The 16945-nt window shown below is 49.7% G+C and carries 18 protein-coding genes; 13 read left to right on the top strand and 5 right to left on the bottom strand.

Features of this window, described 5'->3' with window-relative positions; translation table 11 throughout:
- Positions 1-43: 43 nt before the first annotated feature.
- Both pgi and C0068_RS09285 read right to left on the bottom strand, forming a co-directional pair.
- Positions 44-1693, bottom strand: a complete 1650-nt coding sequence (gene pgi / locus C0068_RS09290; protein ID WP_158249962.1) for a glucose-6-phosphate isomerase — start codon at positions 1691-1693, stop codon at positions 44-46.
- A 107-nt stretch (positions 1694-1800) separates the two neighbouring features.
- Positions 1801-2760, bottom strand: coding sequence for a polyprenyl synthetase family protein (locus tag C0068_RS09285; RefSeq protein WP_103684262.1), 960 nt, complete (start codon positions 2758-2760; stop codon positions 1801-1803).
- Positions 2761-3026: 266 nt separating this feature from the next.
- On the opposite strand from C0068_RS09285, the gene rplU reads away from it, so the two are divergent.
- The 4 genes from rplU to proB all read left to right on the top strand — a co-directional run bounded on the left by rplU (position 3027) and on the right by proB (position 6055).
- Complete coding sequence (rplU, locus tag C0068_RS09280; protein ID WP_103684221.1) at positions 3027-3338, top strand: 50S ribosomal protein L21; 312 nt, start codon at positions 3027-3029, stop codon at positions 3336-3338.
- A 17-nt stretch (positions 3339-3355) separates the two neighbouring features.
- Entirely contained in the window at positions 3356-3613 is a 258-nt protein-coding gene (rpmA, locus tag C0068_RS09275; protein ID WP_103684220.1) for a 50S ribosomal protein L27, read from the top strand.
- A gap of 97 nt (positions 3614-3710) precedes the next feature.
- On the top strand, positions 3711-4913 hold the full coding sequence (gene cgtA / locus C0068_RS09270; RefSeq protein WP_103684219.1) for an Obg family GTPase CgtA: 1203 nt from the start codon (positions 3711-3713) through the stop codon (positions 4911-4913).
- An 11-nt stretch (positions 4914-4924) separates the two neighbouring features.
- Positions 4925-6055: a glutamate 5-kinase gene (proB, locus tag C0068_RS09265; protein WP_103684218.1), complete on the top strand. Its 1131-nt coding sequence runs from the start codon at positions 4925-4927 to the stop codon at positions 6053-6055.
- A gap of 80 nt (positions 6056-6135) precedes the next feature.
- On the opposite strand, the gene rpsT is transcribed toward proB, so the two are convergent.
- On the bottom strand, positions 6136-6408 hold the full coding sequence (rpsT, locus tag C0068_RS09260) for a 30S ribosomal protein S20 (protein WP_103684217.1): 273 nt from the start codon (positions 6406-6408) through the stop codon (positions 6136-6138).
- A gap of 117 nt (positions 6409-6525) precedes the next feature.
- On the bottom strand, positions 6526-6900 hold the full coding sequence (locus C0068_RS09255; RefSeq protein WP_103684216.1) for a diacylglycerol kinase: 375 nt from the start codon (positions 6898-6900) through the stop codon (positions 6526-6528).
- 186 nt (positions 6901-7086) lie between these two features.
- Between C0068_RS09255 and lpxL the strand changes: the two genes are divergently transcribed.
- From lpxL to C0068_RS09230, 5 genes are all read left to right on the top strand, one after another.
- Positions 7087-7983, top strand: a complete 897-nt coding sequence (gene lpxL / locus C0068_RS09250; RefSeq protein ID WP_103684215.1) for an LpxL/LpxP family Kdo(2)-lipid IV(A) lauroyl/palmitoleoyl acyltransferase — start codon at positions 7087-7089, stop codon at positions 7981-7983.
- Positions 7983-8882: a mitochondrial fission ELM1 family protein gene (locus C0068_RS09245; RefSeq protein ID WP_103684214.1), complete on the top strand. Its 900-nt coding sequence runs from the start codon at positions 7983-7985 to the stop codon at positions 8880-8882. The genes lpxL and C0068_RS09245 overlap by 1 nt, the downstream gene beginning before the upstream one ends.
- Positions 8883-8915: 33 nt before the next feature.
- Positions 8916-10055 (top strand): glycosyltransferase family 4 protein, encoded by a 1140-nt coding sequence (locus C0068_RS09240; protein WP_233208783.1) that lies wholly within the window; start codon positions 8916-8918, stop codon positions 10053-10055.
- Between the two features lie 96 nt (positions 10056-10151).
- Positions 10152-11192 (top strand): glycosyltransferase family protein, encoded by a 1041-nt coding sequence (locus C0068_RS09235; protein WP_103684213.1) that lies wholly within the window; start codon positions 10152-10154, stop codon positions 11190-11192.
- A complete protein-coding gene (locus C0068_RS09230; protein ID WP_103684212.1) occupies positions 11189-11902 on the top strand; it encodes a YrbL family protein in 714 nt (237 codons plus the stop codon). Before C0068_RS09235 ends, C0068_RS09230 begins: the two co-directional genes overlap by 4 nt.
- 3 nt (positions 11903-11905) lie before the next feature.
- Here C0068_RS09230 and C0068_RS09225 read toward each other — a convergent pair whose 3' ends face one another.
- Positions 11906-13033: a glycosyltransferase family 4 protein gene (locus C0068_RS09225; protein WP_103684211.1), complete on the bottom strand. Its 1128-nt coding sequence runs from the start codon at positions 13031-13033 to the stop codon at positions 11906-11908.
- A 191-nt stretch (positions 13034-13224) separates the two neighbouring features.
- Between C0068_RS09225 and C0068_RS09220 the strand changes: the two genes are divergently transcribed.
- The 4 genes from C0068_RS09220 to rfbB form a co-directional block, all read left to right on the top strand.
- The gene (locus C0068_RS09220) at positions 13225-14025 is read left to right on the top strand and encodes a glycosyltransferase family 25 protein (protein WP_103684210.1); all 801 of its coding nucleotides are present in this window, start codon (positions 13225-13227) and stop codon (positions 14023-14025) included.
- Positions 14026-14087: 62 nt separating this feature from the next.
- On the top strand, positions 14088-15005 hold the full coding sequence (locus C0068_RS09215) for a glycosyltransferase family 2 protein (protein WP_103684209.1): 918 nt from the start codon (positions 14088-14090) through the stop codon (positions 15003-15005).
- 86 nt (positions 15006-15091) lie between these two features.
- Positions 15092-15748: a hypothetical protein gene (locus C0068_RS09210; protein WP_103684208.1), complete on the top strand. Its 657-nt coding sequence runs from the start codon at positions 15092-15094 to the stop codon at positions 15746-15748.
- A gap of 168 nt (positions 15749-15916) precedes the next feature.
- A partial coding sequence (gene rfbB, locus C0068_RS09205) for a dTDP-glucose 4,6-dehydratase (RefSeq protein WP_103684207.1) occupies positions 15917-16945 on the top strand: 1029 nt, incomplete at its 3' end.

Genomic DNA, 16945 nt, shown 5'->3' with positions numbered 1-16945 from the left:
ATAAAGCGCCTGCGGGCGCTTTTTTTCGGGTGTGCCTTGGTGATTACGTCTGTTGTGCTTGTTTGTAGCGTGTAATCAATTGTGCGGTTGAGCTATCTAGCTCGGGGGATTCCTTGCCCGAAAGTGCGCCCATAAGTGTTTGGCTGATTTGCTTGCCGAGCTCTACACCCCATTGGTCGAAGGGATTGATTCCCCAAACAAAACTTGCGGAAAACAGACGGTATTCGTAGAGCGCAATTAGCGCGCCTAGAGCTCTTGGGGTCAGTTGATTCATCAGGATGGTAGTGCTTGGCCGATTGCCTAGCATCGCCTTATGTTGGGCTAATTTCTTGGCGTCGACGGCAGGCATCCCATTGCTGGTTAAGCTGGTTTCAATTTCAGCGGCGCTCTGGCCTTGCATCAAGACAAGGCTTTGGCTGAAGCAGTTGGCGATTAGATTTTGGTGTTGTTCGCCAACCGGGTTGTAGCTATGTAGGCTGGCAATAAAGTCGCAGGGAATGGTGTCGCTGCCTTGATGTAAGAGCTGGTGAAAGGAGTGCTGCCCGTTGGTGCCCTCGGTTCCCCAGATAACACCGCCGGTGCCGTGCTGTAAAATTTCACCGTCGCTACTCACGGATTTGCCGGCACTTTCCATGAATAATTGTTGCAGATAGATTGGCAGCAATTTTAGATGGTGCTCGTAAGGTAAGACCGCCTGCGAGCTAATTCCCCAAGCATTGCGATACCAGACGTCTAGCAAGCCTAAAATGACGGGGATATTAGATTCTAGTGGGCTATGTTCAACGTGTTGGTCAATGTCGTGGCCGCCGCCTAAAAACGCGAGAAAGTTTTCCATCCCTGTAGATAAGGCAATGGCCAAGCCGAAACCCGACCACACTGAAAATCGCCCGCCAATCCATTCTGGCACGGTAAGAATTAAATCTTCTCTGATGCCAAACGTCTTTGCTGATTCTGGTCTTGAGGTGATGGCAATAAAATGTTGATCGACGTCATCACATTTGAGTTCGCTGCATAGCCAGTTTCGGGCGGCCGTAGCATTGCTGCGGGTTTCTTGGGTGCCAAAGGACTTTGAAGCGACAATAAAAAGTGTGGTTTCTGCGGGTACTGTAGCAAGAACCTCGCTGATGACGCTGGGATCAATATTGGCGGCAAAGTGGGTTTTTAGCAGTGGTTCATCTTGATTGGAGAGTGCATCGCAGATTAAGCGTGGGCCGAAATCTGATCCGCCAATGCCGATATTAACTAGGTCGGTAAAGGCTTTTCCGGTTTGTCCGCGCAATTTACCGCTGTGGATATCGTTGACCAGGGCGGCCATATTTGAATACATCGAATCAATCGCGCTATCGCCGCTCTGCTGATCGACAGCCCAGCGTCGTAGGCTGGGGTAATTAACTGCGCGATTTTCGGTGTTATTGAGGTGGGCGCCAGTTCTGAGTGCGGCTAGTTGCGTGGTGACTCCGCGATTTCGCGCAATCGTGCAAAGTGTGTCGAGTATATTGCTGTCGATATGGTGCTTTGAGTAGTCAACGAATAGCGGGCCGATCTCTGCGCTGTAGCGTTCAGCGCGCTTCGGATCTTCTTGGAAGCGCTGGCTGAGTGGTGTAGAAATACTTTGCTGTGCAAGAGATAAGAGCGTTGATCTGGTGTTGCTGTCGTAGGGGGAGATAACTCCGTAGCTTGGTGTGCTGCTCACAGCGAGTCCTTTTAAATATCCATTTAGGGGAGCTGGTATCTTCCGTCCCAGCGAGAATGGTTTAAATTGTAGCGGCTTCAGAGGGGGATTGTAATCGGCTACGTAATTTAGCTGCGGCGAGAGAGCGCAATAACGGTAAGTCGCTCTAGGGCGGAGCGGTAAGGGGAGTCATTAAATGGTGTAAGTGCATTTAATGCGGCTTGCGTATAGTGCTCCGCAGACTGTCGGCAATAGGCTAATGCGCCACTGGTGGTAACGGCGCTAATAATGGCGCCTAGTTGTTCGCTGGTTTTATTGCTAATGGCGTGACGCACCAATTCTTGCTGGTATTGGTCGCCATTTTTTAAGAGATAAATGAGAGGTAGGGTCGGTTTGCCCTCGGCGAGATCGTCGCCCACGTTTTTACCAGTTTCCTCTGGGTCGCCCTCGTAATCGAGGATGTCGTCAATTAGTTGGAATGCAATGCCAAGATTTAAGCCGTATTCGTAGAGCGCGTCACGGTGTTGGTCGGTATTGCTAATAATGGCTGCGCCACCGCAGGCCGCACCAAACAGCACGGCGGTTTTGCTGCGGATTACATCAAAATAGGTTGCTTCGCTGGTGTCGGCATTGCCGGCTCTGCTGAGTTGTAAAACCTCGCCCTCTGCAACTGTATTGGTCGTGCCAGACAGTAGCCCCATAAGTGGCAGGCTGCCGATTTCGACTAGAATTTGAAACGCGCGGGAGTATAAAAAGTCGCCTACTAGCACGCTGGGTGCGTTGCCCCAGTTGGCGTTTGCGGTAGGTCGGCCGCGGCGTAGCGCTGAGATATCTACTACGTCGTCGTGTAGCAAGGTTGCGGTATGAATAAATTCGATGACCGATGCTAAGCGGATGTGATCCTGCTTAATGTCGCCAATAGCGCCAGCGCATAAAAGGGTGAGCAACGGCCGCAGGCGTTTGCCTCCCGCATCGACGATGTAGTGGCCGATATTTTCTACGAGGGGCACGTTGGAGTGCAGCTGTTCTATGATGAAGTCGTTGACCGCAGCAAATTCGCTGTCAACGATCTGGCGGATCTGTTGCATGGTTACGCTAATACGTCTGGCGGAGTCGGTTGGCATCGTATGAGCGAAGCTGCGAGCTGTCAAGGTTTCTGCAATAGCGAGATTTTCAGGTGTTGTTTATTTTTGTGAAACTGCGTACAATTCGCGCCCCTGAAAGCAAAACCGTGCGGCCTCTTAATGGTTAAGTGGTGGTGACGGTGCCTGGACTTGTCCCGGTGTGGAGTGCAGTAGCACAACACGCTCGGCCGAAACAAATTATTGCAAGCAGGCTCTTGGAGATTATGCCCATGTACGCAGTTATTGAAAGTGGTGGTAAGCAGCACCGTGTGGTTGAGGGTGAAACCCTCAAGCTAGAAAAAATTGAAGTTGCCACTGGCGAAAGTGTAACCTTTGACAAAGTGTTGATGGTTAAAGCTGGTGAAGAACTAAAGATTGGCGCACCTTATGTTGAAGGTGGCAAAGTGACTGCGGAAGTTATTTCGCAAGGTCGTCACGCCAAGGTGAAGATTGTTAAATTTCGCCGTCGGAAGCACAGCATGAAGCAAGCTGGTCACCGTCAGTGGTTCACCGAAGTGAAAATCACTGGTATCAGTGCTTAAGGAATTAGGAGAGACTCATGGCTCACAAGAAAGCTGGTGGTAGTACTCGTAACGGACGCGACTCGCAGAGTAAGCGTCTTGGTGTAAAACGTTTTGGTGGTCAAACTGTTAGCGCGGGCAGCATTATTGTTCGTCAGCGCGGCACTCGCTTTCACGCTGGTGAAAACGTAGGTTGTGGCACCGACCATACTTTGTTTGCTAAGGCGGACGGTGTGGTGAAGTTTGAAGTTAAAGGTCCAAAGAGTCGCAAATACATTAGTATTGTTGCGGCCTAAGCCCTCTTCGTGACGTTTAAAGCCTCGTCTGTTGACGGGGCTTTTTTGTTTCTGTAGATAGGTTTTAAGCATATTCCTTTTTTAGGTTGGCATAGTCATGAAGTTTGTGGATGAGGCGGTAATCAGGGTTGAGGCGGGGCGAGGTGGCAATGGCTGCATGAGCTTTCGTCGCGAAAAATTTATACCCTGGGGTGGGCCAGATGGTGGTGACGGCGGTGATGGCGGCAGTGTGATTCTGCGGGCCGAGGCGTCGATGAATACCTTGGTGGATTTCCGCTTTGTTAAGGCTTATAACGCGCGGCCGGGTGAACCTGGTCGCGGCGCGAACTGTCGTGGCAAAAGTGCTGAAGATTTAATACTGAATGTACCTGTGGGCACCACTGTTGTTGATGAGGATACTCAGGAAGTGCTTGGGGATCTGGTGTTCGCCGGAGATACGCTCAAAGTTGTGCAGGGTGGTTTTCACGGCTTGGGCAATACTCGTTTTAAGTCGAGTACAAACCGTTCGCCTCGGCAATTTACTCGCGGTAGCGACGGTGAAATACGAAATCTGCGTCTAGAGCTGAAGGTGCTGGCTGACGTGGGTTTGTTGGGTATGCCGAACGCGGGTAAGTCTACGTTCATCCGTGCAGTGTCTGCCGCCAAGCCCAAGGTGGCTAATTATCCGTTTACGACGCTGGTGCCAAATTTAGGTGTGGTGCGAGTTCAGCAGCATCGCAGCTTTGTGCTGGCAGATATTCCGGGTTTGGTTGAGGGCGCATCTGACGGCGCAGGTTTGGGGATTCGTTTTCTCAAGCATTTGACGCGAACGCGTTTGTTGCTGCACTTGGTTGATATGGCGCCTTATGATGGTGTGACGCCGCAGGAGTCGGTGGCGATAATTTCTAAAGAATTGTCGCGCTTTAGTCCTACCCTGGCGGGGCGTGAGCGTTGGTTGGTGCTGAATAAGCTAGATATGCTGCCTGATGATGAGCGTGAGGCGCGCTGCCAAGAAGTGGTGGATGCGCTTGCTTGGACTGGGCCGGTGTATAGGGTGTCTGCCTTAACGGGCGAGAATACTAAGGCTCTGTGTCAGGATGTTTTGCAGTTTGTCGAAGAGCAGGCTGAGTTGCTGGCAACGGATGGTGAGGCTGCAGAGCGCGAGCGTGAAGTTCAGGATGCGATGCAGGCTGAGGCGCGTGAGCGTATCCAGGCCTTGGCGGATCGGCGTCGCTCCGAGCGTCGTGCGGCGGGTGGCGCCGATGATTACGACGATGATGAGGATGACGATCACGATGTTGAAGTCGTCTATCGGTCTTGAGGTAGGTAATCTTGTCTGAGAATAGGCAGGCGCTGAAAACCAGTAAGCGCGTTGTGGTAAAAATTGGCTCCGCGTTACTCACTAATGATGGTCGGGGGCTGTACGCCGAGGGTCTCGATACTTGGGTGTCGCAGCTAGCTGCTCTGAGGGCGTCGGGTCGAGAGCTTGTGCTCGTGTCTTCGGGTGCGGTTGCCGAGGGTATGACTCGCTTGGGTTGGCGGGAGCGGCCTGACAATTTGCATAAATTGCAGGCGGCTGCTGCGGTCGGGCAGATGGGGCTGGTTCACGCCTACGAAACTCGTTTTCGCGCTCATGGTTTGCAGACCGCGCAGATTTTATTGGGGCACGATGATATTTCCGCGCGGGATCGCTATCTCAATGCCCGGGGCACGTTGCTAACCCTGCTGGAGTTGGGTGTGGTGCCGGTGGTAAATGAAAACGATACGGTGGTAACCGACGAAATTCGTTTTGGCGATAATGATACCTTGGCTGCGCTTGTGGCCAATTTGATCGATGCCGATACCTTGGTAATTTTGACTGATCAGCGGGGCTTGTTTGAAGAGGATCCGCGTTCTAATCCTGATGCCAAATTAATATCCGAAGCCTCTGTGGAGGATCGTACACTTGACGTAATGGTTGGCGGTGCCGCCGGCTCACTGGGTCGTGGGGGGATGTTGACGAAGCTGCGAGCGGCCAGATTGGCGTCTCGTTCTGGTGCAAATACCGTTATTGTTGGTGGTCGCGAAGATCGAGTGCTTGATCGGGTTTTTGGTGCTGAAGATTTGGGTACTCTGCTGCTTCCCAAAGAACCGCCGATTACCGCGCGTAAAAAATGGTTGGCGGGGCAGTTGCAATTGCGCGGTGCCGTACAGATTGATGATGGCGCAGTGCGTGTATTGCGTCAGCAGGGGCGAAGCTTGTTACCTGTGGGGGTCGTTGCAGTTACTGGGCAGTTTTCGCGTGGCGACCTTGTTAGGTGTGTTGACGCGCAGGGGAATGAGGTTGCGCGGGGGCTGGTGAATTACTGCGCTGATGATGCGCGGCGTTTGCAAGGTGCGCCCAGTTCCAAAATTGCAGAGCTTCTAGGTTTTGTTGGTGAGCCTGAGCTCATTCACCGCGATAACTTGGTGGTGAGTGCTTGATGTTGGCAATGTAAAAATATCGCCCAATAAAAAAACCCGCTAAAAGCGGGTTTTTTTATATAGCAAAATAAAAGCGTAGATTAAGCGGTTGCGCCCATTGCTTTGATTTTGCTGTTTAGGCGGCTCTTATGACGAGCGGCTTTGTTCTTGTGAAGAATGCCTTTGTCGGCCATACGGTCGATAACAGAAACTGCTGATACATAGGCTGTTTTCGCTGCTTCTTGATCGCCAGAAGCAATTGCAGCCAGTACTTTCTTCAGGTACGTGCGTACCATTGAGCGCAGGCTGGCGTTATGCGTACGACTTTTTTCCGCCTGACGTGCGCGTTTTTTAGCTTGTGGAGAATTCGCCACCCTTGTAACTCCTTGAAACCTAGTGCTGAAAATTTAGGCCGGGAATTATTCATGTTTGACGAGCTATTGTCAAGCCCGTAGCCGGCCTATTGTGTTAATTATTGCGTAATGGCCAATTTATAAAAACCGCTCGGCGGCAATCATTCCCCAGCAGCTAATGCAAAGTAACAAACTAAGCATTACGGCGGCGGAGCCAATGTCTTTTGCTTGGCCGGATAGTGGGTGGTGGTCGGTACTGATGCGGTCAACAACCGCTTCAATCGCTGAATTGATGAGTTCGACGATGACGACGATGATCACGGTGGCAATTAAGATGGAGCGCTGGCTGGCGTTGGTGCCCAGCCAGAGTGCGCCGGGAAGCATAATAAGTGCGAGCATGCTTTCTTGGCGAAAAGCTTCTTCGTGTCGCCATGCGGCGCGCAAACCTTTTAGGGAGTATTTTGACGCGTCTAATATGCGAGCTGGGCCGGTGCGACCAGGTTTGTTCATCATGATAGTTTTGTAAACCTCCGCTCGAACAAGGGTAGAGCTACAGTTTGTGGCGAGGGTGGTCAAAAATGGCGCTTAGGATGCCGAGCAAGCTGTAGGCTGTAAACAGTGTATAATACTGCACTTTGCGCTGCGCAATATTGCGCGCGGTGCCAGCGTTGAAATGTAGCAATAGTGTAATGCAACCAGATGACAATTGAGAGACAACTACTTTATCCCAAGCACTGGCCGGCGTGGATTGGTCTGGGCCTGCTTTGGTTACTTGCGCATTTGCCGCGTCGTTTAAGTTATGCTTTGGGGGCCGGTATCGGTCGCCTGTTTTATTATTTTGCGAAAGCGCGGCGTCATATTTGTGAAGTGAATTTAAAACTATGTTTTCCTGAGTTAAGCGATGCCGAACACGCCTTGCTAGTAAAAAAGACTATGCGCAATCAAGGTGTGGGCTTAATGGAAACCTTGCGGGTGTGGTTTATCGCCCCTGAAAAATTAGGTGTTGAGCTTGAGTTACTGGGCCGGGAGCATCTTGAAGTCGCGGAGGGGGAGCCTGGCGTTATTGTTATTGGCACGCATTTCACTACCTTAGATGTGTGTGGCACCTTGATTGGCTTTCAATATCCATCAGATTCTTTTTATCGTAAACATAAAAATCCTGTGTTTGAGTATATTCTCAGTCGTTCGCGGGGCCGTTACGGCGAGCCCATTCATCGGCGAGATATTAAGCGAGCTTTGCGGCGGCTTCGAGAAGGGCGACGTTTGTATTATTTGCCTGACCAGGATTACGGGCGTAAATCGACCGAGTTTGTACCTTTTTTTGGCATCCCTGCTTCAACAACGATTGCGACAAGTACCTTGGCAAAAGGTGGGCGCGCGAGGGTGGTGTACGCTAAGCAGCAGCGGCTTGATAGTGGGCGCCGGTATCGAGTAGAAATGATACCGCTGGACAATTTCCCCAGCGGTGATCCGATCGCGGATGCTAGGGCGATTAATGCGCTTCTTGAGGAGAATATTCGTCTGGTCCCCGAGCAATATATGTGGGTTCATCGTCGCTTTAAGACTCGGCCAAAGGGCGAGGCTGGGTTTTACTAGTGAGCCTTCGCCGCGTGTGGGTAATTACAGATGGCCGACTGGGGCATTTGAACCAGCTGCGCGGCTTAATCGAGCGCTTGCAGGCCAAGACGCAGATTGAATTACATTGGCTAGACCTTTCTGTGCAGCCATTTCGTTTTACTCGCGGTCAAGGCTTGTTGAGCCAGTTTCAGTCTCAGCGTAAACCTGATTGGGTGCTTTCGGCGGGGAGTAAAACGCATTTGCCACTGTTGTGGTGCAAATGGATGTTAGGTGTAAAAACGTTTTTATTAATGCGCCCATCGCTACCACTTTGCTTTTTTGATGCGGTATGTATGCCGTTCCACGATTCTCCACCAGAGCGCGACTCGGTGCTAGCTACTTATGGGGTCATTAACCATATTGTTCCAAGCTACGAGGGGCGGAACGAGGGGCGGGGATTGATTTTATTGGGTGGCACTAATACTCACTTTCACTGGGACAATGCCGTTATTATTGAGCAAGTGAAACGCATTGCTGCGGCGAACGCCGGGTGCGAATGGTTGGTGTCCGATTCGCCGCGCACGCCTGCGGGCTTGTTGGATGAGCTGGCGAGTTTGGGGTTGGAAAATATTAAAGCCATGCCATATAAAAATACTGGATCAGAATGGCTGCCAGGTATTTTGGCAGAAGTTGGGCAGGTTTGGGTAAGCTGCGATAGTGTGTCGATGGTTTACGAAAGCGTAAGCTCTGGCGCGCCAACCGGAGTATTAAGTTTACAGCCTTTGCGCGAGTCCCGCGTGACTAAAAGTATGGCGCAATTGGTCAGTAGCGGTCTTGCAACAGCGTTTGAAAATGCTCAGTTAGGAACGGCATTGCCGCCTGCCGCTCATCCTTTGTGGGAGGCGGATCGTGTTGCAGATTGGTGGCTTGGGCGATAAGCAGCCCTTTATAAATTTATTTCTGGACAATGTATGCCTGAGGCAGAGATGCAAAGTAGTAATACCGCAAGGCCACTAAAAATAGTGCAGGTTTTGCCGGCATTGAACTCCGGGGGTGTCGAGCGTGGCACCGTTGAGTTGGCTCGAGAATTGGTGCGGGGTGGGCATGCGTCGGTTGTTATATCCTCGGGTGGCCGTATGGTCGACGGTCTTCTTGCTGAAGGCAGTGAGCATATTAGCTTTCCTGTTCACCGGAAATCGCTATGGTCTTTGCTGCAAGTTCGGCCTATGCGGCGCTTGCTAGAATCCTTGGCGGCCGATGTGGTTCACGTGCGTTCTCGGGCGCCAGCGTGGATAGTGTGGCTGGCTTGGCGGCGAATGAATCCCGCCACGCGACCGCGTTTGGTGAGCACGTTTCACGGCATGTATTCGGTAAATTTTTACAGTGCTGTAATGGCGCGTGCAGAGCATCTTATTGCGATATCGAATTGCGTAAAGAACTATATTACTACTAATTACAAAGCGGACGAGCGCCGTATTAGCTTAATTCCCCGGGGATTAGATCCTGCAGCTTTTAATCGCGAAGCGTGCACGCCCCAATGGAAAAAAGAGTTGTTTCGGCAATATCCACAGTTACAAAATCAGCACATTATTTTAATGCCGGGGCGGCTAACCCGTTGGAAGGGGCAAGAAGCTTTTTTAGAGATGATGTCTCGCCTAATTCGCCTTCGTCAGGACTGCCATGGCGTTGTTGTCGGTGATGCTGAGCCAGGCAAACAACATTATTTTGACGAGTTGCTCGCTATGCGCTCAAGTCTCGGCCTTGATGAGGCGGTAACATTTGTGGGGCACCGCAGCGATATCGCGCAGTTTTACGGTTTGGCGTCGGTGACCTGTCATATGTCAAACAAAGAGGAGCCCTTTGGGCGCACGGTGCCAGAATCTCTTGCGAGTGGTACGCCGGTGGTGGCCTACGACCGCGGTGGGGCGAGCGAGTCGCTTAATGCGGGTTTTCCTCAGGGTTTGGTTGCGCCCGACGATATCGTTGGATTTGCGGCGAGGGTGGCTGACGTGATTGATGCCGATGCGGTGTTATCACTGCCAGAAAGTTATTATTTAAGTAGCCAGTTGGCGAGCACCTTAGCGGTTTATCGTCGTCTATTGGCTGAGTAAGAGCGGTGGCTCTGGGTATTTGTTGCTAGTAGGGCCTCAGGTGTAAGATTGAGCGCTCTGGCTCGTTGAGATTATTGGCTTACGGTTGCAAATTTAATGAGAGTACTTCACGTAGATACCCAACAGCTGCGACGCTATGGTCGAACACGGGTAAGCTGGGCACAAAAATTAGGTTTTGGTTTGATAAAAAACGACCACTACCTGCAAAGTTTTAGTGATCGTGATGTAGCGGCATTTGAGGCGCCGTTTGGTATTCGAGATTTAGGCGTAGGCAAAGCGAATAAGCGACTGCTTGAGATGGCTGATGCCATGGAGCCAGATCTAGTGATTGCGGGTCATTGCGATACGATTAGCAATGAAACTCTGAGTGAAATTAAGCGCCGCCGTCCCGCAACGATTATCGTCCACTGCAATAATGATCCCCTTTTTGTTCCCAGCAATGTAGAGCGTATTCGCTCTAGAGCAGCTGTTGTTGATGCTGTATTTGTGTCAACTGGCTTAAAGGAATTAAAGCAGTTTGAGGGCCTTGGTGCGCGTATTTATCATATGCCAAATCCAATTGAGGCCTCCGTAGAGTGCTTGGATAACTCGACGAAAACGGATTTAGAAATTGATTTGCTGTTTTGTAGCAATAGTACAAATCTTACCAAACGGCTCGAGATGGTCGGCAATATTAAAGACGCAGTAAAAGACGAAATGAATTTTATGACCTACGGGAGTTTTGGCGAGCCTCCTGTATGGGGGCGCGATTATGATCGCGCTTTGGCTAAGACAAAAATGGGTCTAAATTTGAATCGCCAAGAGGGTGATTATTGGTATTCCTCTGCGCGAATGGCCCAGTTGGCAGGTAACGGCATTTTACTGTTTACCAGTAGTGCGCCGCGATTTGACGAGCTTTTGCCGCCGGAGTCGGCGGTATATTTTGATGATGAAGCAAGTTTGTTAGCGAAAATTCGTGAATTTCATGGTGATGATGCTATGCGGCAGCATTGGGCCTCACGAACTCGCGATTTTTTCCACCGTGAAATTAATTCAAAGCTCTATGCGCAATTTATTGTGGAGGCGAGCTTGGAAATGCCCTTCAGCCACGACTACGTATGGGTGCAAAATATTGCTAGTAATGGGGGCGCTCAGTGAGCTTAGCGTTATCGGCGGAGCGTCCATTTTCTCGTGGGGGGAACCGGCTTTGCTTCGTGCATCCTGAGCATCCTAATAGATGCATTAAAGTACGTCGCCCAGAGTTCACACTTGAGGATTACCGTAGGAAAAAAGGCTTCCCTAAAAGCTTACTCCCGCTGTCAGTTTTTGACGACAATGCTGAAGAATTTAGAGTGTTACGCGATTTTCAGCAGAATTATTCCGATTCTATTTTTGATCATATCAGTCGCGGCTACGGCATGATTGAAACGGATCTGGGTTTGGGTATTTGCTCAGAACTGATCCTTGACCACAGCGGTGAGATATCTATGTCGCTGATGCTTTATCTTTGGAACTTCGGTTACACAGATGAGTGTAAAAGGGCGGTTGAGGTATTGAAAAAACATTGGATGGATCACTTGGTGCCGTCGCGCTCAATTCTCCTTCACAATATTGTTGTCGAAAAGCGCTTAGAGGGCGGAGTGGAATCAATTAACAGGCTGGTGGTGATTGACGGCTTGGGAGCAACGGGCATTGCAGCACTTCCATTCTTGCCTAGACGTGCGCGTCGTTACTTAGTCGGTCGCAAAGTAAAGAATTTAGATGAGCGGATTGACGAGTTTTTCGAGAGTATTAAAAGTGGTAAATACCCTGGCCCCAACGGGCTGCCTATGAAAGATGGCGTACCTGATATTCCGGCGCCGCGCTAATTTTTAATTATTCGCGGTGCAGAGCGTTAATAATTTTTGTGCTATCTGTTCCCATTGTAATTCTGTCTGGGCTCTGTGTTGGGCCTGCTGCCCCATGCTTTTTAATGCATCGCTATCGGCGAGCATTTTTTTGATGCTGAGGTAAATATCATTTTCGTCATCGCCATCGCATAACATTCCGGTGCGGCCGTCGAGAACGGCGTCACTGGCACCGCCTACTCGGCCGGCAAGGCTTGCGACTCCCTGCATCGCCGCCTCAATGTAGACAATTCCAAATCCTTCCACTGAGTCGCCAACAGCGCGGCATGGCATAGCGAATAGGTCTGCGTTTTGCAGCAGGGCAGATCGCTCGCCGTCGCTCACGCGGCCACAGAATTTAACCTTATCTGCTATACCAAGCTCATTTGTGCGAGTTAATAAATTTTCCTGCAGGGGGCCGGTGCCGGCGAGCACATAGAGTAGATTGGGGTGATCTTTGAGTAGTTTTGGTAAAATCTCAATAATTTTATCTTGGCCTTTGCGGGCTTCTAGTCGCCCTACGGTAAGCAGTATGGGGGAGTGCGCCATACATAAATTGCTTATGTTTGTTGTCTCGTCTGCATTTGGTGTAGGTGGCGGCGTGACACCGGGGTGAAGAATGTGAGTGCGTGATGTATCGCTAGTATAGGGTCGTAGGCGTTGAGCAGTGAACTGCGAATTCGCAAGCACAAAGTCTGCTAGCGCCAGAGTTTTAGTGATGCGATTTTTCTTTTTCTCGCTAGTTTTGCTTGGGAATTCCATGCCGTGAGCAATGCAAACACTGCATAAATTGCGAAATTTTGCGGGGTTTAGCAGCTCCAAACTTTTCCAGCTATCGGAGATAAGTAGCGTCTGGTGGCTGTTTAGGTATTTTGTAATCCACTTGGCCTTTCGGTAGCGGCGAATTAGCTTGGGACCGCTTATGCGCTTGATTGCAAAGGGAAGGTTTGCGTCAAATTCCTGCTGCCCAGCGACAGCCGGAGCATCGCATACGACACTGACATGGTGGCCGATATTGTGTAAGGCCCTTGCAAGCTCATACATATAGTTTTGTATGCCGCCAGCTTCTGGTGGGAAATTTTGGGTGTTTATTAGTATGTTGTGTATTTCCATTGATTCGCTGTCCGGTCTGCAGATCGTATGTGGTGGGTCTGTATTGCTAGCGGATGCTGGAATTAATCACATAAATTTGGCTGCTGCCGCTGGTGTTTGAATGCGTATATTGTAAGCTGTTATTGATGTTTAGTTAAATAGCGCCCGTAGAGCTTAGGCGTTTTGGCAGGCAAGGCTTGGTTTGAGGGTGTATGCAAAAAAAATACATGTGTCGTGTTATTAGTCTTAATAGGGCGGCGGAGAATACGCAAAAGCTGTTAAGTGATTTGGCGGCTCAAGGTATAAGCGCGGAAGTATTTGATGCGGTAGACGGCCGCAATGGCGAGCCGCCCCTAGGGGATGGTGAATATTTTCGCGACACACTGGCGATGATCCGCCACGGAAAACGCTTAACAAATAGTGAATTGGGCTGCTATCTATCCCACTATAGAGCTGTGAGGCAGGCGTACAATGAGGGCTTCGAATACGTTTGTCTGCTTGAAGATGACGTCGTTATTGAACCTTTACTTGGTGAGGTGTTCAAGACTTTGCTCGAAAGAGATTTGGATATGGTTCGCCTGATGTCCTTAAAGCTTAGGCGCAGAAAAGTGTTGGGGCCTTTGTTTGGTAAACACTGTCTTGTGCGTCAGGAGCGCGGCGGTCTTGGAACGCAAGCCTATATGCTTAGTCGCAATGGAATGAAAAAATTCTTAGATTATGGCTGTGGTATTTATGAGCCGGTGGATAAGGTTTTTGATCACTTCTTTCTGTTTGACTTGGATGTGTTTGCGGTTGAGCCACATCTTGCTTTTGAGTTGCTGGGCGAAACAAGTGTTGCGAAGAAAGCGCCGGTATATTCAGATTTGCCGAATTTGTGGCACCGCTTGATGTTTCATCCCGTTAAATTGTGGTTTAGCTTGTGTAGGCATGCTTATCTTTTGCGGCATCGGCAGGCGTTTCTTGGCGCGGAAATGCCGGATACGTCGATAAGCAAGACAACAAGAAAGCTTTAGGTCGCAGTTATATTAATTCATAGGTGGCGTTTGAAATATGCTAAGGCTGTTGGGGCAATGTAATGATCAGTATTAATATCGCGTTGTGTACATGTATGCGGCCAAGCCTGTTGGGTAACTGTCTAGATAGTCTAGCTGCTATGGCTGTCCCTGAAAATGCCAAGGTATTTGTTACCGTTGTAGAAAATGACGAAAATCAGTCTGCGCGTCCTGTCGTTGAGTCTAGGCAAGATAAATTCCCGTTTCCATTGCAGTATGTGATTGAAAATAAGCGCGGCATTCCCTTGGCGCGAAATAAGGCGATCGCAGAGGCGCATGCTTTAAACGCGGATTACTTGGTGTTTATTGACGATGATGAATGGGTCGACAGGCACTGGCTGGTCTTATTGCTGGACTATGCTCTCTCTGTGGGGGGGAAGGCAGTAATATCTGGCGCCGTTAAGTCAGCCTTGCCGGAAAATACACCGGAATATATGCGGGAAATATTCCGTGATAAAGGTCGCAAGACGGGTTCGGTGTTAAGTAGCTGTGCCACCAATAATGTGCTTATACCTATATTCGTTACCAAGGAGTTGGGCCTTCGCTTTGATGAAAGTCGGCCCTTAGCAGGGGGGACCGACACCCTGTTTTTTTGTGAGGCGGTGAGTCGCGGCGTGTCGATTTATAAGTGTGCTGAGGCCTTTGTTAGCGAAGATATACCGGCGAGTAGAGTTAGTTTGCGTTGGTTGTCGAAACGTAAGTATCGCGTCGGTATTACCTTGGCGTGGCGTAAGCGGCGCAGTGGTCGTAGTACCGCAGGCATTGTGATTTCGTCGTTAACTCAGATCGTCGTAAATAGTTTGATTGCCCTTGTTGCAAGCTTACTTTTTCAAAAAGTCGTGGTGATAAAAGCTGTTATGAAGGCTAGCCGCGCAGCGGGTACGGTGAGTGGTGTTTTTGGTGTGGAGGTAGATAGCTATCACACGATAGATAATAGCTGAGCGTTTTACGCGGCATAATATAAGTTCAATGAATGATGGAAGCGCAAAGCCATTGTTCAAATGTTATTTTATAAGGACTCATTAATATGAGTGTCATAAAAAAATTTTCTGAGTTTTTCTCAACAGCGGCTTTGCATTACCGAGCGTATAAAATATTAATTCGAAATAAACGATCATATTTATATACAACGGCTTGGATGCAGAGTTTGGCTGAAGGTAAGCCGATAGATAACTCGCAGAATGCCATCCCCTGGATGAACTTTAATATCGTTGAGTTGCTAGATCAGCGCTTAAATAAAAATTTAAACTTGTTTGAGTTTGGAAGCGGCTACTCTACATATTTTTATGCAGATAGAGTGAAGTGTGTCACCTCGCTTGAATATGATAGCCACTGGTATCAATTGCTTAAGCCGCAGGTGGCTGAAAATGTAAAATTGATCTTTCAGCAGGAAGATATCGATGGCGACTATTGCAGGGTAATTGTAAAGCAACAGCAAAAATTTGATGTGGTCGTGGTTGATGGCAGGGATAGAGTGAATTGCATAAAGCAAAGCTTTGCGAGCTTATCTGAGCAGGGTGTGATTTTACTTGATGATTCCCAGCGTGAGCGATATCAGGAAGGTATTGAGCTTGCCGAGGCAGAGGGCTTTCGCGTTTTACATATGAGCGGCTTGAAGGCAACCGGTGGTCGAGCTCATCGGACGACCATACTGTATCGCGATGGGAATTGTTTGGGTATTTAGTATTAATTGCGTTGTTTTTCATGCTTGACGCAATGATGGTTGGTGCTGAGATGTATCTCCCTGCTATTCAATAAATATAGAGAATTATTGGGAATGCCATCGAGTTTTGTTTTATGAATTTTATTGCGCGACGGCTTGCTTAAGTTGCCGCTTCAAAGGCTATTAATTATGAAGGGGATTGTCACCGGCGGCGCCGGTTTTATCGGTAGCGCTGTGGTTCGTCACATACTGGCAGATACCGATGTGTCGGTAGTGAATGTCGACGCGCTGACGTATGCGGGTAATTTGGAATCGCTTCCCAATGCTGCAAGCTCCGAGCGTTACACTTTTGCTCACCTAGATATTTGCGATTTAGCCGCACTCAATGCGATGTTTGCTCAGCATCAACCTGATTTTGTGATGCACCTTGCGGCAGAAAGCCATGTTGATCGCTCCATTGATGGCCCCGGTGCGTTTATTCAAACCAATATTGTCGGCACCTACAATATGCTTGAGGCCGCACGTTGCTACTGGCAGGTACTAGAGGGCGATAAAAAAGCGGCTTTTCGTTTTCACCACATCTCCACCGATGAAGTGTATGGCGATCTGCACGGCACGACCGATCTCTTTACCGAAACCACCTCATACGAACCCAGTTCGCCTTACTCCGCGAGCAAGGCAAGTTCCGATCATTTGGTGAGAGCGTGGGGGCGTACCTTTGGCCTGCCGATTATCGTCACCAATTGTTCCAATAATTACGGCCCCTATCATTTCCCAGAAAAACTAGTGCCCCACATTATTCTCAATGCGCTGCACGGCAAGCCCCTGCCAGTCTATGGTGATGGCAGCCAGATTCGTGATTGGCTCTATGTAGAAGACCACGCCCGGGCACTGTTCAAGGTAGTGAGCGAGGGTAGGCTGAGCGAGACCTACAATATCGGCGGTCACAACGAGAAGCGCAATATCGAGGTGGTGGAAACCATCTGCGAGTTACTCGAGGAGCTAGCGCCAGAGAATGCAAACTCCCGTGCAAACGGCAAGGGTTTTAAAGACCTGATTAGCTTTGTTAAAGACCGCCCAGGGCACGACGTGCGCTATGCCATCGACGCCAGCAAGATTCAGCGTGAGCTGGGCTGGACGCCACAAGAAACCTTTGAGTCAGGGATTCGTAAAACCGTGCAGTGGTATCTTGATAATCCCCAATGGTGGCAGCGGGTG

Origin of the sequence: Zhongshania marina (assembly GCF_002915595.1) — a bacterium.
In the GTDB taxonomy this organism is placed as follows: Bacteria; Pseudomonadota; Gammaproteobacteria; order Pseudomonadales; family Spongiibacteraceae; genus Spongiibacter; species Spongiibacter marinus_B.
The sequence above is the reverse complement of the archived record's forward strand: the minus strand, read 5'-3'. Positions and strand labels throughout refer to the sequence as shown.

Coding starts and splice junctions, on each gene's coding strand:
- C0068_RS09285 (WP_103684262.1), bottom strand. CDS start 2,760: ATGCAACAGATCCGCCAGATCGTTGACAGCGAATTTGCTGCGGTCAAC.
- rplU (WP_103684221.1), top strand. CDS start 3,027: ATGTACGCAGTTATTGAAAGTGGTGGTAAGCAGCACCGTGTGGTTGAG.
- rpmA (WP_103684220.1), top strand. CDS start 3,356: ATGGCTCACAAGAAAGCTGGTGGTAGTACTCGTAACGGACGCGACTCG.
- cgtA (WP_103684219.1), top strand. CDS start 3,711: ATGAAGTTTGTGGATGAGGCGGTAATCAGGGTTGAGGCGGGGCGAGGT.
- C0068_RS09255 (WP_103684216.1), bottom strand. CDS start 6,900: ATGATGAACAAACCTGGTCGCACCGGCCCAGCTCGCATATTAGACGCG.
- lpxL (WP_103684215.1), top strand. CDS start 7,087: ATGACAATTGAGAGACAACTACTTTATCCCAAGCACTGGCCGGCGTGG.
- C0068_RS09240 (WP_233208783.1), top strand. CDS start 8,916: ATGCCTGAGGCAGAGATGCAAAGTAGTAATACCGCAAGGCCACTAAAA.
- C0068_RS09235 (WP_103684213.1), top strand. CDS start 10,152: ATGAGAGTACTTCACGTAGATACCCAACAGCTGCGACGCTATGGTCGA.
- C0068_RS09225 (WP_103684211.1), bottom strand. CDS start 13,033: ATGGAAATACACAACATACTAATAAACACCCAAAATTTCCCACCAGAA.
- C0068_RS09220 (WP_103684210.1), top strand. CDS start 13,225: ATGCAAAAAAAATACATGTGTCGTGTTATTAGTCTTAATAGGGCGGCG.
- C0068_RS09215 (WP_103684209.1), top strand. CDS start 14,088: ATGATCAGTATTAATATCGCGTTGTGTACATGTATGCGGCCAAGCCTG.
- C0068_RS09210 (WP_103684208.1), top strand. CDS start 15,092: ATGAGTGTCATAAAAAAATTTTCTGAGTTTTTCTCAACAGCGGCTTTG.